13 protein-coding genes and 1 other annotated feature (1 of these 14 only partly in view) are annotated in these 16,385 nt (G+C 48.6%); all 13 genes read right to left on the bottom strand.

Annotated elements, in window-relative coordinates; genetic code table 11:
• Positions 1-19 precede the first annotated feature (19 nt).
• The 13 genes from pyrE to ileS all read right to left on the bottom strand — a co-directional run bounded on the left by pyrE (position 20) and on the right by ileS (position 16,186).
• Positions 20-652: an orotate phosphoribosyltransferase gene (pyrE, locus tag AC5W2J_RS10465; RefSeq protein WP_496059406.1), complete on the bottom strand. Its 633-nt coding sequence runs from the start codon at positions 650-652 to the stop codon at positions 20-22.
• On the bottom strand, positions 652-1,362 hold the full coding sequence (gene pyrF / locus AC5W2J_RS10460) for an orotidine-5'-phosphate decarboxylase (protein ID WP_496059405.1): 711 nt from the start codon (positions 1,360-1,362) through the stop codon (positions 652-654). Before pyrF ends, pyrE begins: the two co-directional genes overlap by 1 nt.
• Positions 1,359-2,279, bottom strand: a complete 921-nt coding sequence (locus AC5W2J_RS10455) for a dihydroorotate dehydrogenase (RefSeq protein ID WP_496059404.1) — start codon at positions 2,277-2,279, stop codon at positions 1,359-1,361. The genes pyrF and AC5W2J_RS10455 overlap by 4 nt, the downstream gene beginning before the upstream one ends.
• Positions 2,276-3,052 (bottom strand): dihydroorotate dehydrogenase electron transfer subunit, encoded by a 777-nt coding sequence (locus AC5W2J_RS10450; RefSeq protein ID WP_496059403.1) that lies wholly within the window; start codon positions 3,050-3,052, stop codon positions 2,276-2,278. The genes AC5W2J_RS10455 and AC5W2J_RS10450 overlap by 4 nt, the downstream gene beginning before the upstream one ends.
• The gene (gene carB, locus AC5W2J_RS10445) at positions 3,049-6,273 is read right to left on the bottom strand and encodes a carbamoyl-phosphate synthase large subunit (protein WP_496059402.1); all 3,225 of its coding nucleotides are present in this window, start codon (positions 6,271-6,273) and stop codon (positions 3,049-3,051) included. The genes AC5W2J_RS10450 and carB overlap by 4 nt, the downstream gene beginning before the upstream one ends.
• A 17-nt stretch (positions 6,274-6,290) precedes the next feature.
• Positions 6,291-7,379 carry a carbamoyl phosphate synthase small subunit gene (locus AC5W2J_RS10440; protein ID WP_496059401.1) on the bottom strand — a complete coding sequence of 363 codons (1,089 nt, stop codon included), beginning with the start codon at positions 7,377-7,379 and terminating at the stop codon, positions 6,291-6,293.
• Position 7,380: 1 nt separating this feature from the next.
• Complete coding sequence (gene pyrC, locus AC5W2J_RS10435; protein ID WP_496059400.1) at positions 7,381-8,664, bottom strand: dihydroorotase; 1,284 nt, start codon at positions 8,662-8,664, stop codon at positions 7,381-7,383.
• On the bottom strand, positions 8,661-9,605 hold the full coding sequence (locus tag AC5W2J_RS10430; RefSeq protein WP_496059399.1) for an aspartate carbamoyltransferase catalytic subunit: 945 nt from the start codon (positions 9,603-9,605) through the stop codon (positions 8,661-8,663). The genes pyrC and AC5W2J_RS10430 overlap by 4 nt, the downstream gene beginning before the upstream one ends.
• Positions 9,606-9,647: 42 nt before the next feature.
• Entirely contained in the window at positions 9,648-10,979 is a 1,332-nt protein-coding gene (locus tag AC5W2J_RS10425; protein WP_496059398.1) for a solute carrier family 23 protein, read from the bottom strand.
• Between the two features lie 149 nt (positions 10,980-11,128).
• Positions 11,129-11,680 carry a bifunctional pyr operon transcriptional regulator/uracil phosphoribosyltransferase PyrR gene (gene pyrR, locus AC5W2J_RS10420; RefSeq protein ID WP_120192313.1) on the bottom strand — a complete coding sequence of 184 codons (552 nt, stop codon included), beginning with the start codon at positions 11,678-11,680 and terminating at the stop codon, positions 11,129-11,131.
• Between the two features lie 219 nt (positions 11,681-11,899).
• Positions 11,900-12,814 carry an RluA family pseudouridine synthase gene (locus AC5W2J_RS10415; RefSeq protein ID WP_496059397.1) on the bottom strand — a complete coding sequence of 305 codons (915 nt, stop codon included), beginning with the start codon at positions 12,812-12,814 and terminating at the stop codon, positions 11,900-11,902.
• The gene (gene lspA, locus AC5W2J_RS10410; RefSeq protein WP_496059659.1) at positions 12,780-13,283 is read right to left on the bottom strand and encodes a signal peptidase II; all 504 of its coding nucleotides are present in this window, start codon (positions 13,281-13,283) and stop codon (positions 12,780-12,782) included. Before lspA ends, AC5W2J_RS10415 begins: the two co-directional genes overlap by 35 nt.
• Before the next feature lie 134 nt (positions 13,284-13,417).
• Positions 13,418-16,186, bottom strand: coding sequence for an isoleucine--tRNA ligase (gene ileS / locus AC5W2J_RS10405; RefSeq protein WP_496059396.1), 2,769 nt, complete (start codon positions 16,184-16,186; stop codon positions 13,418-13,420).
• Between the two features lie 96 nt (positions 16,187-16,282).
• Positions 16,283-16,385 (bottom strand) — a binding site (T-box leader) (it continues 111 nt past the right edge of the window).

Raw genomic sequence — 16,385 nt, 5'->3', positions numbered from 1 at the left:
TTTTTTTGCAGTAAATAAATTATGCATTCATCCAGTCTTCCGACTCTGGATTCTGTTTCCATTTTTTCAGTCGCTCCATATCAGAGGCTTCAATGTAGTTTTCTTTTTCTGCCGCTTCCACCAGTGCATCAAATCCAGTCAGCACTTCTACCGAAAGGCCTGCTTCCTGGAGCTGGCTTGTTCCTTTTTGAAGGCCGTATGTAAAGATGGCTGCTGCCCCAAGAACAACCGCACCTGCCGATTCAAGAGCCCGCTGGACTTCAATAATACTTTTCCCTGTAGAAATCAGGTCTTCCACAATGACTACTTTCTGTCCTTTTTTAATCTGCCCTTCAATTTGATTGCCTTTGCCGTGTGACTTTGAAGAGCTGCGTACATAGACCATAGGAAGCTCCATTTTATCTGCAGTAAGCGCGGCATGGGCAATACCGGCTGTAGCCGTACCCGCCAGCACTTCTGCTTCCGGGAAATGAGCCGTTATTTTCTCTGCCAGCCCTTCTGCTATGGCTGTGCGCAGTGAAGGATATGATAAAGTCAGTCTGTTATCGCAGTAAATCGGTGATTTCATTCCGGAAGACCAGGTGTAAGGAGCGGCCGGACTTAAGGAGACTGCTTGTATTTTTAATAATTCTTTTGCAATTTCATGTTCCATCAGGCATTCCTCCAAGCTTTCTCAATTGTATGATAAGCTGCGGCTGGATCAGCAGCACCGGTAATGCTTCGGCCGACGACAATCGCGCTGCTTCCTATCTCTCTTGCCCGGGCTGGATCAGCCACCCGTTTCTGGTCCCCGGTGTCATCATCTTTCATACGGATACCAGGCGTAACCGCCATAAAGTCCGGAAACTGCTCCCGGCGGACGACAGCCGCTTCCCATGCAGAGCAGATGACTCCGCCGGCACCGGCATCCGCCGCAAGTCTGGAAAAATGACGAACTGCGTCTGCCAGGGACCCTCTGATAAGAAGCTCCTCGTGCATAACCTGCTCTGTTGTGCTGGTCAGCTGTGTAACCGCCAGGCAAACAGGAGGGGCAGTTCCTTCCCGGGTCCCTTTTTCAGCCCCTCGGACGGCAGCCTCTATCATCGCCTGCCCGCCGGCGGCATGCACCGTAAACAAATCTACATCAAGCGCAGCAATTTGCAAAGCCGCTTTTTCTACGGTGTGGGGAATATCGTGCAGCTTTAAATCAAGAAAAATACGGTGGCCCTGTTTTTTTAACTCTTTTACAAACGCCGGGCCGGCCTGATAAAACAACTCCATGCCTACTTTTAAAAATAACGGCTCCTGAGGAAGCTTTGCCAGAAGCTCTCCCGCTTTATCCGCATTTTCAACATCGACGGCTACGATTGGCTGGTTTATCATGATAATGCCTCCACCCCTTTTCGGATGTCGGCCGGACTGCTGTAGCCTTTCTGTTCCATCCACATTTCAAACTCATCAATCAGCTCCGGGCAGGCAAACGGATTGGTGAAATTGGCTGTGCCCACAGCGATTGCATCCGCTCCTGCCATAAAAAACTCAATAATATCATCCAGTGTGGTTACCCCTCCCATTCCGATAATCGGAAGATTGGTCTGCTGGCGTACCTCATAGACCATTTTTACCGCTACCGGCTTAATGGCCGGACCGGACAGCCCCCCAATTTGGTTGGCTAGTACGGGACGCCCTGTTTTCACATCGAGTTTCATACCGGAGAGCGTATTGATCATACTGAGTCCGTCTGCTCCCGCCGTCTCCACCGCGTCTGCAATTTCTTTAATATTGGTTACGTTCGGCGAAAGCTTTACATAAAGAGGCACCGAAGAGAGAGCTTTCACTCGTTTTGTCAGCTCATAGGCCAGTTTTGGATCTGTACCGAATGCAATTCCGCCTTCTTTTACGTTCGGGCAGGAAATGTTCAGTTCGAACGCAGATACTTTGTTGTTTTCGGACAGGTGCGCCGCTACGGCTTCGTAATCTTCCATCGTCGATCCCGCAATGTTAGCGAGAAGCGGCGTCTCATACCGGCTTGTCAGCCAATCGATTTCTTCTGCCGTGACTTTTTCCATTCCCGGATTCTGCAGGCCGATTGCATTCAGCATCCCGGCAGACGTTTCCGCCACCCGCGGGGTTTCATTTCCAAAGCGGGATTCCCGGGTAGTCGCTTTAATGGCAATGGCACCGAGCTTGTTTAAGTCATAAAGCTTGGCAAATTCCCGTCCAAATCCAAAGCATCCGGAAGCCGGCATGATTGGATTTTTCATCGGCAGTCCTGGAAGATTGACAGCTGTTCGGTTCATATGATCACCTCTCCCCAGTTAAATACCGGGCCGTCGCTGCATATTTTACGGTAGCCGGTTCCAGTCGGGTCATCCGTTGGATGACACACACAGGCAAAACAGGCACCAATACCGCAGCCCATCCGCTCTTCCAGCGACACCGATCCACGGGCTTTGGAATAGTCTTTATTTAAAGCGCGCAGCATCGGATTCGGCCCGCATGCAAACAAGTAATCAAAGCTCAGACCCTGCTCGCGGATCACATCCGTGACAACACCTTTTGTTCCTTCACTGCCGTCCATCGTGCTGATAAACAACCGGCCCTGTGCTTCAAACACGTCTTTATAAAATACGGCGGATTTATCTGCAAACCCAAGCACCGTAGTAACGGAAGCGCCTTTTTTTAAAATCTCTTTTGCAAGGCCGTACAGAGGGGGGATGCCGACCCCGCCTCCTACGACCAGCACCTTATCGCCCGGCTGGATTCCGCTCGTGGAAAAGCCATTGCCAAGTGGACCGAACACATTTATTTCATCTCCCGGCCGTCTTTCTGAAATTCGTTTTGTTCCCTGGCCATCTGCGCGGTAAATAACCGTCAGCGTTTTGTCGGCTTCGTTTACGTGGCTGATGCTTAAAGGCCGTCGCAGCGTAAACTCAGTTCCAGGTGCCGGTTTAATATGAAGAAACTGCCCGGGAGCGCTGATGTGGGTCACCAGCTCGCCGGAAAGTGTTATTTCGTAAATAGCCGGGGCAATTTCCTGCTGGGATTCGACCCGCATATTTTCTTTGATCATTTATGGCTCACCTCTGGGGCCGGTGCCTTTGTTTCTATCATGGCAGGCATAGCTTCTGCCGAGAAGGTAATCATTTCCAGTACCGATAGAAGAGCGCCTGCTGTATCAAGCGATGTCATACAGACGACTTCGTTTTCAACGGCCTCCCGGCGGATGCGGAATCCGTCTTTAGCCGCCTGTTTGCCTTTATCCATCGTGTTAATAACGAACTGGGCCCGGCCTTCACGGATCACATCAAGAATATTTGGTGATGCTTCTTCTACCTTGCTGACCGTTTTAACAGGAATGTGCTCTTTATGAAGCATTTCTGCCGTTCCGGCTGTTGCCATCAGCGTGTAGCCGATTTTATGGAAACGGTGAGCGAGCGAGAGTGCTTCCGCCTTACGGTCATCTGCAATCGTAAACAACACCGAGCCGTGCTCCGGTATGTTCATGCCGGAGGCAATAAGTCCTTTGTACAAGGCTTTCTCAAGCGTGACGTCACGTCCCATTACTTCTCCGGTTGACTTCATTTCCGGACCGAGCGTAATATCCACCCGGCGCAGCTTGGCAAAAGAGAACACCGGCACTTTTACAAACACTTCGTCCTTTTCCGGAAGCACGCCTTCTTTATAGCCCTGCTCTTTCAAGGAAGTGCCCAGCATAACGTTTGTTGCTGCCGCTGCAATCGGAACCCCTGTAATTTTACTTAGGAAAGGCAGCGTCCGGCTTGCTCTCGGATTAACTTCCAATACGTACACTTCGTCTTCGTGGATAACAAATTGGATGTTCAGCAGTCCGATAATGCCAAGCCCTTTTCCGATCGCTATCGTACGTTCGATAAGCTTCTCTTTCATGGACTCGGAGAGCGACTGAGGCGGATAGACGGCGATAGAGTCACCGGAGTGGACTCCCGCCCGTTCGATATGTTCCATAATTCCCGGAACGACCACGGTCTCCCCGTCGGAGATCGCATCCACTTCAATTTCTTTTCCAACCATGTAACGGTCAATTAACACAGGATGCTTCTCATTTACTTTCACCGACCGTTTCATATACGAAAGCAGTTCTTCTTCTTTTTCAATAATTTCCATGGCCCGTCCGCCGAGAACATAAGAAGGCCGGACAAGAACAGGGTAACCAATTTCTGAAGCTGTTCTTACTGCATCTTCTGACGAGACAGCTGTCTGTCCCAGCGGCATTGGGATTTCAAGCTTTCTTAAGGCAGCTTCAAATTTGTCGCGGTCTTCCGACCGGTCCATATCCTCCATCGATGTTCCAAGGATTCTTACTCCTTTGCGGTCCAGGTCTTCTGCCAGGTTAATGGCGGTCTGGCCGCCGAACTGCACGATCACGCCCATCGGCTGCTCCAGGTCGATCACGTGCATGACATCTTCAATTGTCAGCGGCTCGAAATACAATTTATCGGAGATGCTGAAGTCGGTGGAAACCGTTTCCGGGTTATTGTTCATAATGATCGCCTCATAGCCTGCCTGCTGAATCGCCCAGACGGTGTGTACCGTGGCGTAATCAAACTCAATACCCTGGCCGATTCGAATAGGTCCCGAGCCCAGCACGAGCACAGAGGGCTTGTCTGTTCGAATGCTTTCATTTTCCTGTTCGTAGGAAGAATAATAGTACGGAGTAGCCGATTCAAACTCAGCTGCACACGTGTCGACCATTTTATAGACCGGCACCAGCCCTTCCTGACGGCGGAATGTTTCGACTTCATCGACAGTCCAGCCCCAGCTCTGTGCGACTACTTCATCAACGATGCCTGTTTCTTTAGCCATCTTTAAAATATCAAAATCTCCGGTGTTACCCTGCAGCATTTCCCCCACCCGGGCGATACCGAGAAACTTTTCAATAAAGAACATATCAATTTTTGTGATTTCATGAATTCGTTCCGACGACCAGCCGCGGCGGAGGGCTTCCCCGATAATGAATAAACGCTCGTCTTCCGCGTATCGAAGCTGGCTTTCCACTTCGTCATCGCTCAAGTGTTTATGCGTGTCATCATACAAATGATTTTTCCCAAGCTCGAGTGAGCGGATCCCTTTCATAATGGACTCTTCAAACGAACGTCCAATTGCCATCACTTCGCCGGTTGCTTTCATCTGCGTGCCGAGACGGCGGTTGGCCGCTTCAAATTTATCAAAAGGCCATCTTGGTATTTTCGTTACGATATAATCAAGCGCTGGTTCAAAGCTGGCATACGTTTTACCAGTGATCGGATTGATTAATTCATCCAGATGATAGCCAACTGCAATTTTGGCTGCCAGCTTGGCGATCGGATACCCGGTCGCTTTTGAAGCAAGTGCCGAGGATCGGCTTACCCTTGGATTCACTTCGATAATATTGTAGTCAAAGCTGTCGGTTGCCAGTGCAAACTGAACGTTGCACCCTCCTTCAATTTTGAGGGCCCGGATGATTTTCAAGGAGGACTCGCGCAGCATCTGGTACTCGCGATCGGAAAGCGTCTGGCTCGGAGCTGTCACAATCGAGTCTCCGGTGTGCACGCCGACGGGATCAATATTTTCCATGTTACACACAATAATGGCCTGGTCGTCTTTATCGCGCATTACTTCGTATTCTACTTCTTTCCAGCCGGCGATGCTTTTTTCAATCAGGCACTGGGTAACCGGGCTGTATTTCAGGCCGGATGTAACGATTTCAATCAGCTCTGCCTCGTTATCAACCAGTCCGCCTCCTGTGCCGCCAAGCGTGTAGGCTGGACGAACGATAATTGGAAATCCAATTTCTTCTACAAAAGCCTGGGCCTCTTCGAGTTTATTTACGATGCGGCTTTCCGGCACCGGCTCATTTAATTCATACATCAGGTTCCGGAATTCGTCCCGGTCTTCAGCTTTTTCAATGGAATCAAGCTTTGTCCCGAGCAGTTCTACATTGTAGCGCTCCAGAATGCCTTCGCGGTGTAGCTCCATTGCCATGTTTAATCCAGTTTGTCCTCCAAGTGTCGGCAGGAGGGCATCCGGCTGTTCTTTGCGGATAATCCGGCTCACAAACTCGAGCGTAATCGGTTCGATGTACACCCGGTCTGCCATATTCGTGTCTGTCATAATCGTTGCCGGGTTGGAGTTTATTAGAATAACTTCGTATCCTTCCTCCTGCAGTGCCTGGCAGGCCTGTGTCCCTGCATAATCAAATTCAGCTGCCTGTCCAATGACAATCGGTCCTGATCCAATCACTAAAATTCTATGAATATCTGTTCTTTTCGGCATTATAGTCTCCCCTTCTCTTAAACGGCTGTAGATGCTTTTTTATGTTTGTCTATCATGCTCATAAATTGATCGAACAGTTCATTGGAATCATTCGGTCCCGGACATGCTTCCGGGTGGTACTGCACGCTGAATGCCGGATAATATTCATGGGCGACGCCTTCTACCGTATTGTCATTGACGTTAACGTGCGTCAGCATTAAATCCGTTCCCATTAGTGAATCCCGGTCAATCGTATACCCGTGGTTTTGAGAAGTGATATCAACTTTGCCGGTACGAATGTTTTTTACCGGATGGTTCGCGCCGCGGTGGCCGAATTTCAATTTGGAGGAGGTCGCGCCCCCCGCCAGGCTCAGCAGCTGATGGCCTAAACAAATGCCGAAGACCGGCACCCTGCCGAGAAGGTTCTTCACAGTCTGTACCGCTTCCGGAACATCTTCCGGATCTCCCGGGCCATTGCTCAGCATAACGCCGTCAGGATCCAGTTTTAGAATTTCTTCAGCCGTCGCATTGTAAGGCAGTACAAACACATCGCAGTTTCGTTTAATCAGATTTCTCGCAATGCCGTGTTTGGCACCGTAATCCATTAATACAACCCGGCGCCCTGCTCCCGGTGCGTGATAGGCGTTTTTTGTAGAAACCTTTGCCACTTTATCTTTTGATGGTACGAACGACTGCAGGGAGTCAATAATCGACTGTTCATCCGCTGTTTCGGCAGCCAGCCTGCCGTGCATCGTGCCGCGGTCCCGGATAAGGCGGGTGAGCATTCTTGTGTCAATTCCTGTGAGACCTGGAATATCATGTTCTTTCAACCAGTCATCCAACGTCCCGATATTGCGGAAGTTGCTTGGATGGATGGCTGATTCTTTTACAATAAGGCCGCCCGCTGAAGGAAGCAGCGTTTCAAAATCGTCGCGGTTTGTTCCGTAGTTTCCGATAAGCGGATAGGTTAAAGTAATAATCTGATCGCAGTAGGAAGGATCGGAGAGGATTTCCTGATACCCTGTCATACTCGTATTAAACACAACTTCTCCGGTCGTTTCTTTTGTGCTTCCTATTGCATGGCCGGTAAATACCGTGCCGTCTTCTAAGATTAGTTTTCTTTTCATCCTACTGGAACACTCCTTCTTTTTGATATACTACGGTTCCATCTACCATGGTCCATATCGGCCAGCCGCTCGCCTTCCACTCTTTGAACGGTGTATTCTTTCCTTTGGAGACAAATGTTTCCGGGCGGATCTTGTCTTCTTTTTCCAGGTCAATCAAAGTAAGATCTGCGGCTGCCCCCTCTGCAAGTATGCCGGACTCCAGCCCGAACACTCCGGCCGGGTCTTTCGTTAAGCCGTCCACCAGCTGCTTAAAAGTCAGCGTTCCTTTTTTCACCAGGTACGTATACAACAGAGGAAAGGCGGTTTCCGCTCCCGTAATTCCAAATGGTGCTTTTTCCAAGGGCTGGTTTTTGTCCTCTTCTGTATGTGGGGCATGATCGGTTGCAATACAATCAATGGTGCCATCAAGCAGTCCTTCGATCAGTGCGTCACGGTCCTCTTTGCCGCGCAGCGGTGGATTCATCTTGTACTGGGCATCCACAGAAGGAATGTCATCCTCGCACAAAATCAGGTGATGCGGCGTTACTTCGGCCGTTACGTGAATGCCGGCGCGCTTGGCGTCACGAATCACCCGGACGGATTCTTTAGTGCTTACATGACAGACATGATAATGGGCTCCTGCAGCTTCTGCCAGCAGCACGTCTCTTGCAATATGTACGGATTCGCATACCGATGGAATGCCCCGCAGGCTGTGTTTTTCTGAAAATATTCCTTCATGTACGCTGCCTTTGTTGATTAATGTATTTTCTTCACAGTGGGCCACAACCGGCATGTTTAAAGCCGCTGCCTGTTTCATTGCGTCAAGCATAACCGAGGCGTCCTGTACGCCGACTCCGTCATCCGTGAAGGCAAACGCTCCGCGGCTTTTAAGATCTTTCATATCAACGATATCTTTCCCGAGCTCCCGTATCGTGATCGAAGCATATGGCAGCACACGCACTACCGCTGTTTCAGCGATTTTTTGCTGGAGGGCATCCATATGTTCAGCGGAGTCCGGTACCGGCCTGGTGTTGGGCATGGGGCATACCGTGGTGAATCCGCCTTTTGCGGCCGCTTTTGTTCCTGTTTCAATCGTTTCCTTCTTTTCCCCACCTGGTTCTCTCAAGTGAACGTGGACATCTACGAGGCCGGCGGAAAGAAAGGCTCCTTTTGCATCAACCACCGCTTCTTCTGCCTCCGGCCTGCTGCCAATTGCGGCAATCTTTTTATCTTTAATTAGTACATCTTTTGTATGAAGCTCTCCTGTTTCATCCATTACCTTAGCGTTTGTTATCCATCCATTCATATTGATCTCTCCTTCTGCGTAGTAAGGGCTTTTTCCAGCACAGCCATTCTGGAGTACACGCCGTTAGTCATTTGTTTAAAAATACGAGAGCGTCTGCACTCCACCAGTTCGTCTGCAATTTCCACATTTCGGTTAATCGGAGCGGGATGCATAATGATACTGTTTGGCTTCATTCTCGCTTCCCGCTCCGGTGTCAGGCCGTATAAATGGTGATACTCCGATGCGCCTGCCACCATTTTCACAGTGTGCCTTTCATGCTGAATACGAAGCATCATCATTACATCTGCCTGTTCCACTGCATCTTCTATCGGAAGAAAACGGCGGATCATTTCTTTATCCATCCATTCTTCCGGCCCGCTTACGTATACATTCGCACCAAGACGCTCCAACACCTCTATATTGGAACGGGCGACCCGGCTGTGGCGGATGTCCCCTGCGATCACAACATTCAGGCCGGTAAACGATCCAAATTCCTGTTTAATCGTGAGCAGGTCAAGCATTGACTGGGTCGGGTGATGACCGCAGCCATCGCCGCCATTGATAATCGGAATTCCAATCTGTTCTCTCAGTTCGTCGAAATAGCGTTCTTTGCTGTGGCGGATCACTGCTACATCCGCTCCGATGCTTTCCAGCGTTCGTACCGTATCGTAGAGCGTTTCTCCTTTTTTAACACTTGATGTATCTGCATCAAACTGCAGGACATCGAGCCCGAGTCTTTTTTCTGCTGCTTCAAAACTGATTTTTGTTCTTGTGCTCGGCTCGAAAAAAAGATTGACTGCAAACACTTTTCCTTCAGGCTCCCATCTTTCCCCTTCGGCAAAAGCCTGTGCTCGTTGGAGAAGAGCTTCAATTTCCTCTATACTGCACTCATCAAGGGTTAAAAAATGTCCCTGTTTCCCGGATTTTGCTGTGCTTTTTTGTTCTTCCGCCATACTCTTCATCACCAGTCCTCCTATTCATATCGAAACGCAGAATTCAGTTGGTCAGGCCGCGTCGTCTTCATTGGCTGCTTTATCAAGAGACTTAAACATTGCCCTGTTTCCAAACCCATGCTCTTTTCCAGGAAGTACTGCATTCAGCAGAATACCGATAAAGGTCGCAAACGCCATGCCGGCGATTTCCAGCTGGTCGCCTACTTCAATGAATGCTCCGCCGATTCCGGTTACTAAAATAACGGAAGCGATAATTAAATTACGCTTGATGCCAAAATTAATTTGATTGTCAATCAGCATCCGCAGGCCCGAGGAGGCGATAATTCCAAATAACAGGATAGAGACGCCTCCCATAACAGCCCCGGGAATTGTAGCGATCAGTGCTTCTACTTTCCCTACAAATCCAAAGGCTATCGCCATAAGCGCTGCTCCTCCGATGACATATACGCTGAATACTCTTGTAATCGCGAGTACGCCTATATTTTCTCCGTACGTCGTGTTGGGCGGGCCCCCGAGGAGCGAAGCAACGATCGTCGCAGCACCGTCCCCCATAATCGAACGGTGCAGGCCGGGTTTTTTGATAAAATTGCGGCCTACTACTTTACTAAGCACCATCTGGTCTCCTATATGCTCTGCCAGCGTAACGACGGCGATCGGCGCCATAATCAGCACGATCGTCCACGACCACTGCGGGGTAAATGTTGCAAATGGGATGACGAAGTCGGGCACATGCAGCCAGGGGGCATCAAGAACGCTTTGAAAGGACACAAGCCCTGCTGCAACTGCTACCAGGTATCCACCCGTAATTCCGAGCAAAATCGGAATCAAATTCAGAAACCCTTTGAAGAATACGGAAGCAATGATTGTAATAAACAACGTAGCGAGCGCTACCGAAAAATGCAGAGCCGGATTAATATATGAACCAGATGCTTCGTCATAGTTCATCGCCATATCAATTGCAGTGCCGGCCAGCCCAAGTCCGATAACGATAATGACCGGACCGACAACAATCGGCGGCAGTACATTCATGAGCCAGTTTACTCCGGTACGCTGAATGATGAGGGCGGTAATGCCGTATATGATGCCGGCGGTAAAGGTTCCAATCATCACGCCCTCCGGCCCTCCGATCGCCATCGCTGCAATGACCGGCATAATAAAGGCGAAAGAGGAGCCAAGGTAGGCCGGCACCTGGCCTTTTGTAATAACAAGATAGGCTAGCGTGCCGAGTCCGCTTGATACTAAAGCAACCGATGGACTGAGTCCGGTGAGAATCGGCACAAGCACGGTCGCGCCGAACATCGCAAACAAATGCTGCATGCTGAGTATCAGCCACTGATTCCATTTTGGTTTTTCCTGTACATCTAATTTCACATCGTTATTCATGGTGGTTACCCCCGCTTTGATTTAATTTATACAAAAAACCTCTTTATCGTCAGACAAAGAGGTGCGCAGGAGCAAGCAGGCTTCCTTATCGGGCCTGCTTCGTTCCAATCGCCTCTTACCTGTCTCACTGGACTGATTTAAAGAGTACTTTATGAAGTTTGATGGCGAATGCTTACTTCGTCTGCCTGGTCACTTTCTTTAAGCTTTACAGCAATAATTTCATCTTTGGAAGTAGGCACATTTTTTCCGATATAATCAGGACGGAGCGGAAGCTCACGATGTCCCCGGTCAATCAGGACAGCAAGTTGGATAAGAGAAGGACGCCCAATGTCCATAACGGCATCCATCGCTGCTCTAACGGTTCTTCCGGTATACAAAACGTCATCAACCAGGATGACCCGCTTATCTTTAACAGTGTGCGGAATAGAGGTCCCTTTAAGTTCTGGTTCCTCATTTTGGCTCCGGTGGCTGAGATCGTCTCTGTACAGCGTTATATCCACTTCTCCCACCGCTACCGGCCGGCCTTCGATTTTTTCGATCTGCTCAGCAATGCGGTTTGCAATATGAGCGCCTCGCGTCTTGATGCCGACAAGAATGCATTCATCCATTCCTTTATTTTTTTCAATCATTTCATGTGAAATCCGTGTTAACGCTCTTCTTACGGCTTGTTCATCCAATAGCACCCGCTCTGTCGTTTCCACTGCCTGCACCTCCTGTTATCTTCCACTTTACAGCGTACAAAAAATCCCCTCGTCCGGTGGGATGAGAGGATGGATTTACTGCGTCATAACAAAACAGACTTCTCACAGGAAAGCTGTTATGCAGGGCAAAGTCCTTCTCAGCCTCACGGGACTGTCGTTAAAGGAATAACTATTCGATTGTTGATCTGTTGCTATTATGACAAACAGCGGCTGTCCGGGTCAAGTTATTTTTCGAAGACTTTCCAGCAGAGACTCCATTTCTTCTGGAAGTGGTGCTTTAAATGTCATCCGCTCCTGGGTCATAGGATGGATAAAGGAGAGCGTATGGGCATGAAGAGCCTGTCCATCAATCGGCAGCGTGTTTTTCTTACCGTACTTCGGATCTCCCGCAATCACGTGGTTAATATATTTCATATGGACACGGATTTGATGGGTTCTTCCTGTTTCCAGTTCACAATGAATATACGTATAATGAGCAAAGCGCTCAAGCACGTCAAAATGCGTAACCGCATCTTTCGCATTGCGCTGGGTTACTTTCATTTTCTGGCGGTCTCTTTCGTCGCGCCCGATCGGTGCGTCAATGGTTCCCTTATCATGTTCCACCACGCCGTGTACAATCGCTGCATACTCGCGCTTCATTGATTTATCCTGAAGCTGGCGGCTCAGCTGCTCATGTGCTTTATCGTGCTTGGCCGCTACCAACAGGCCGGTTGTGTCTTTATCAATACGGTGGACAATGCCCGGCCGCTTCTCTCCGTTGATGCCGGATAGATCATTACAATGATACATAAGAGCATTGACCAGCGTTCCACTGTAATGTCCCGGTGCAGGGTGAACGACAATCCCCCGTTCTTTGTTAATAACGATAACATCCGCATCTTCATAAACAACCTGAAGCGGAATATTCTCCGGCAGAATATCCGGTTCAACGGCTTCCGGCACGCTGACCTCGACTTCGTCTTCTGCGTTTAGTTTGTAATTGCTTTTCACCGTTTTGTTATTAACGAGCACCTGGCCTTCTTTAATCCACTGCTGTACCATAGACCGGGACCAGTCCTCCCCTTGCTTGGTTACAAACTGATCGATTCTTGATCCTTCTTCATCTGTTGTTGTGATCCACTGCATTACTTCCATGTTTGCTTTTCCTCTTTTCTTTCCATTCGTCACTCATCATTTTTATAATTAATAAACCTACGCCTACGACTAAAGCAGAATCCGCTACGTTAAAGATAGGATAGCTGTATCCCCAGAAATACGTGTCCACAAAGTCCACGACTGCACCAAACAGCACCCGGTCAATAAAATTACCGAGCGCCCCGCCCAGTATGAAGACCAGCGGCAGGCCAATCATAAGACTTGTTTTCCCGTATTTATGCAGATGATAAATAATCGCTGCGACTACGACCACGGTAATAATATAAAAGAACCACATCTGCCCTTGAAGAATACCAAAGGCGGCCCCTTCATTCCGGTGGGAAGTAAGGTATAAAAAATCCGGGATCAGCTCAATGCTTTCTCCTATATCCATATAAATAACGACTGCATATTTTGTCAGCTGGTCCAAAGCAATAATAAACAGGGCCAGCAAATAATAAAATATCATCATCTATTTTCCTCCGGCTCATCTTAAGTTGTACGTACCTATGCATTTTAGCATACCGGCGCCCGTTAGAAAAGAAGCATCGGCAGGCCGTATCTTAAAAGGGCTTCCCTCCCTAAGGAGAAAAGCCCTTTTTATTATACTTCTGAATAATGTTCTTTAACGATACTGCTGCACTTGCTGCAAAGCGTAGGGTGGTCTTTATCTTCTCCTACTGTTTCTGAAACCGTCCAGCAGCGGCCGCATGTTTCTCCATCTGCTGCCTGAACCGTAATGGCAATGGATGGATACACGTCTGCTTCCGGCGGCGCTTCTTCTTTGCTGCCTTCAATATCAACCTTGGATACGATGAATAGTTTTTCCAGGTCTTCGGTATCTTCCAGAAGCGTTTTCAGCTCCGGTGCGGGATATAGTTGAATGGCTGCTGTTAATGATTTGCCAATCAGCTTTTCGCCTCGTGCCTGCTCCAGCGTTTTTAACACGTCATCACGGACATCCATGATCGTACTCCATTTTTTCTTTAAATCCTGATAGCTGTCTGTATTAACAGCTTCCGGCATATCCGTTAAATGCACGCTTTCTGCTGAAGTGTCCGGAATATAGGTCCATGCTTCTTCCGCCGTATGCGGGATAATTGGAGCTGCAAGCCGGGTAAGGGCGAGAAGTGTGTCATAAATAACCGTCTGAATCGCCCGGCGTTTTTTGCTGTCGGCCGCTTCAATATATAAAGTGTCTTTGGCACTGTCCATATAAAAAGAGCTCAGCTCTACCGTGCAGTAGTTATGAATGGCATGATAGACGGCTGCAAATTGATATTCTTCATAGCCTTTTGTCACTTTCTTAATCAGGTCCTGAAGCTTCACGTGCATGAACAGATCCAGTTCAGGAAGCTCCTCTACCGCGACCCGGTCCACTGCAGGGTTAAAGTCGTTTAAGTTACCGAGCATAAAGCGGAAAGTGTTTCTGATTTTACGGTACACTTCGGCTACCTGCTTTAGTATATCATCGGAAATACGAACGTCCGCCTGATAGTCTACGCTTGATACCCATAGACGAAGAATGTCTGCTCCAAGCTGTTTCATTACATCATTAGGAATAACGGTGTTTCCAATGGATTTGCTCATTTTGTGGCCCTTGCCGTCCAGCGCAAACCCGTGGCTGATTACTGCCTTATACGGGGATTTCCCAGTTACGGCAACGCTGGTGGAAAGCGACGAGTTAAACCACCCTCTGTACTGGTCGGAACCTTCGATGTAAACATCAGCAGGGCGCTGAAGCTCTTCTCGTTCCTCCAGCACTGCCTGGTGGGAAGAACCGCTGTCAAACCATACGTCCATAATATCTGTTTCTCTAGTGAACACTCCGTTAGGGCTCTGGTCAGACTCATACCCTTCCGGAAGAAGGTCTTTTGTATCCCATTCAAACCAGATGTTGGAACCGTGCTGTCTAAATAAATCCGATACGTGCGAGATCGTTTCATCTGTTACAATTTCCACGCCGTCTTCTCCGTAAAATACAGGAATCGGCACGCCCCATGCCCGCTGCCTGGAAATACACCAGTCTCCGCGGTCACGAACCATATTAAATAATCTTGTTTCTCCCCATTCCGGAAGCCACGTTACACTTTTTACTTCTTCGAGCAGCTGCTCTCTGAAATCCTTGATAGACGCAAACCACTGGGAAGTCGCCCGGAAAATAACCGGTTTTTTCGTGCGCCAGTCATGAGGATAGGAGTGCTTTACAAAATTCAGTTTTTCCAGGGCATTTAATTCATCAAGCTTCTGGGTAATCTGTTTGTTTGCCTCATCATAAAACAGGCCTTCAAAACCAGGCGCTTCTTCCGTGAAATACCCTTTATCGTCAACAGGACAGAGCACTTCCAGGCCATACTGCCGGCCTACAATATAGTCATCTTCCCCGTGGCCGGGTGCTGTGTGAACACAGCCTGTACCGGCATCCAAGGTAACGTGATCCCCTAAAATAACGAGAGAATCCCTGCCATAGATAGGGTGGCTCGTCATCACGTGCTCCAGTTCTTCCCCTTTAAAGGTGCGAAGTGTTTCCGCTTCATCCCATTCTAGCTCGGTCTTTAGCTGCTCCAACAGACCTTCCGCTACAATATATTTTGTACCGTTTTGTTTTACCGTTGCATACGTCAGCTCTGGATGAAGAGCGATCGCCAGGTTAGCCGGGATCGTCCATGGAGTTGTTGTCCAGATAAGAAATTTCTCATCCCCATCCAAAACATTTTTGCCGTCTTTTACGTCAAATGTCACGTAGATAGAAGGTGATTTTTTATCATGATACTCAATTTCTGCTTCTGCCAGAGCTGATTCGGAAGAAGGCGACCAGTAGACCGGCTTTTTGCCTTTATAGATATAGCCGCGCTTGGCCATTTCTCCAAATACTTTAATTTGCTGGGCTTCATAATCGTTTGTAAGAGTGATATACGGATTATCCCAGTCTCCGCGGACACCGAGTCTTTTAAACTGTTCACGCTGACGGTCCACCTGCTTTAATGCATACTCTTCGCAGGCCTGGCGGAATTCAGCCACTGACATTTTTTTCCGGTTCACTTTTTTATTTTTTGTCAACGCTGTCTCAATAGGAAGACCATGGGTATCCCAGCCTGGCACGTAAGGTGCATGAAACCCGGACATCGATTTATAACGGACGATAAAATCTTTTAATACTTTATTTAAAGCGTGCCCCATATGGATATCCCCATTGGCGTATGGAGGGCCGTCATGTAGAACAAACAGCGGACGCCCGGCTGTGCGTTCCTGCACTTTTTGGTACATGTTTTCGCTTTCCCATTCTTTTTGTCTTTCCGGTTCCCGGTTCGGCAGGTTGCCGCGCATCGGAAAATCCGTTTTCGGCATGAGCAGTGTTTCTTTGTAACTCATTTCATTTTTCCCCCATTCATTTGATTGTGCAGTTTTTTTCAGTCGTTTGGTTTTACAAATACTTCCTTTACGCATACAAAAAAGCCCTCTCGATCCGATAGGGACGAGAAGGCTCGCGGTACCACCCTAATAGCTGCACACACAGCCACTTTGGGTTTGTATAACGGTAAACAACCGCCGGTACCTACTATATTTCAGT

The sequence above is a fragment of the Sinobaca sp. SA16-1 genome, from assembly GCF_059510515.1.
Note: the sequence above shows the minus strand (reverse complement) of the source record. Positions and strands in the feature narration are given on the sequence as shown.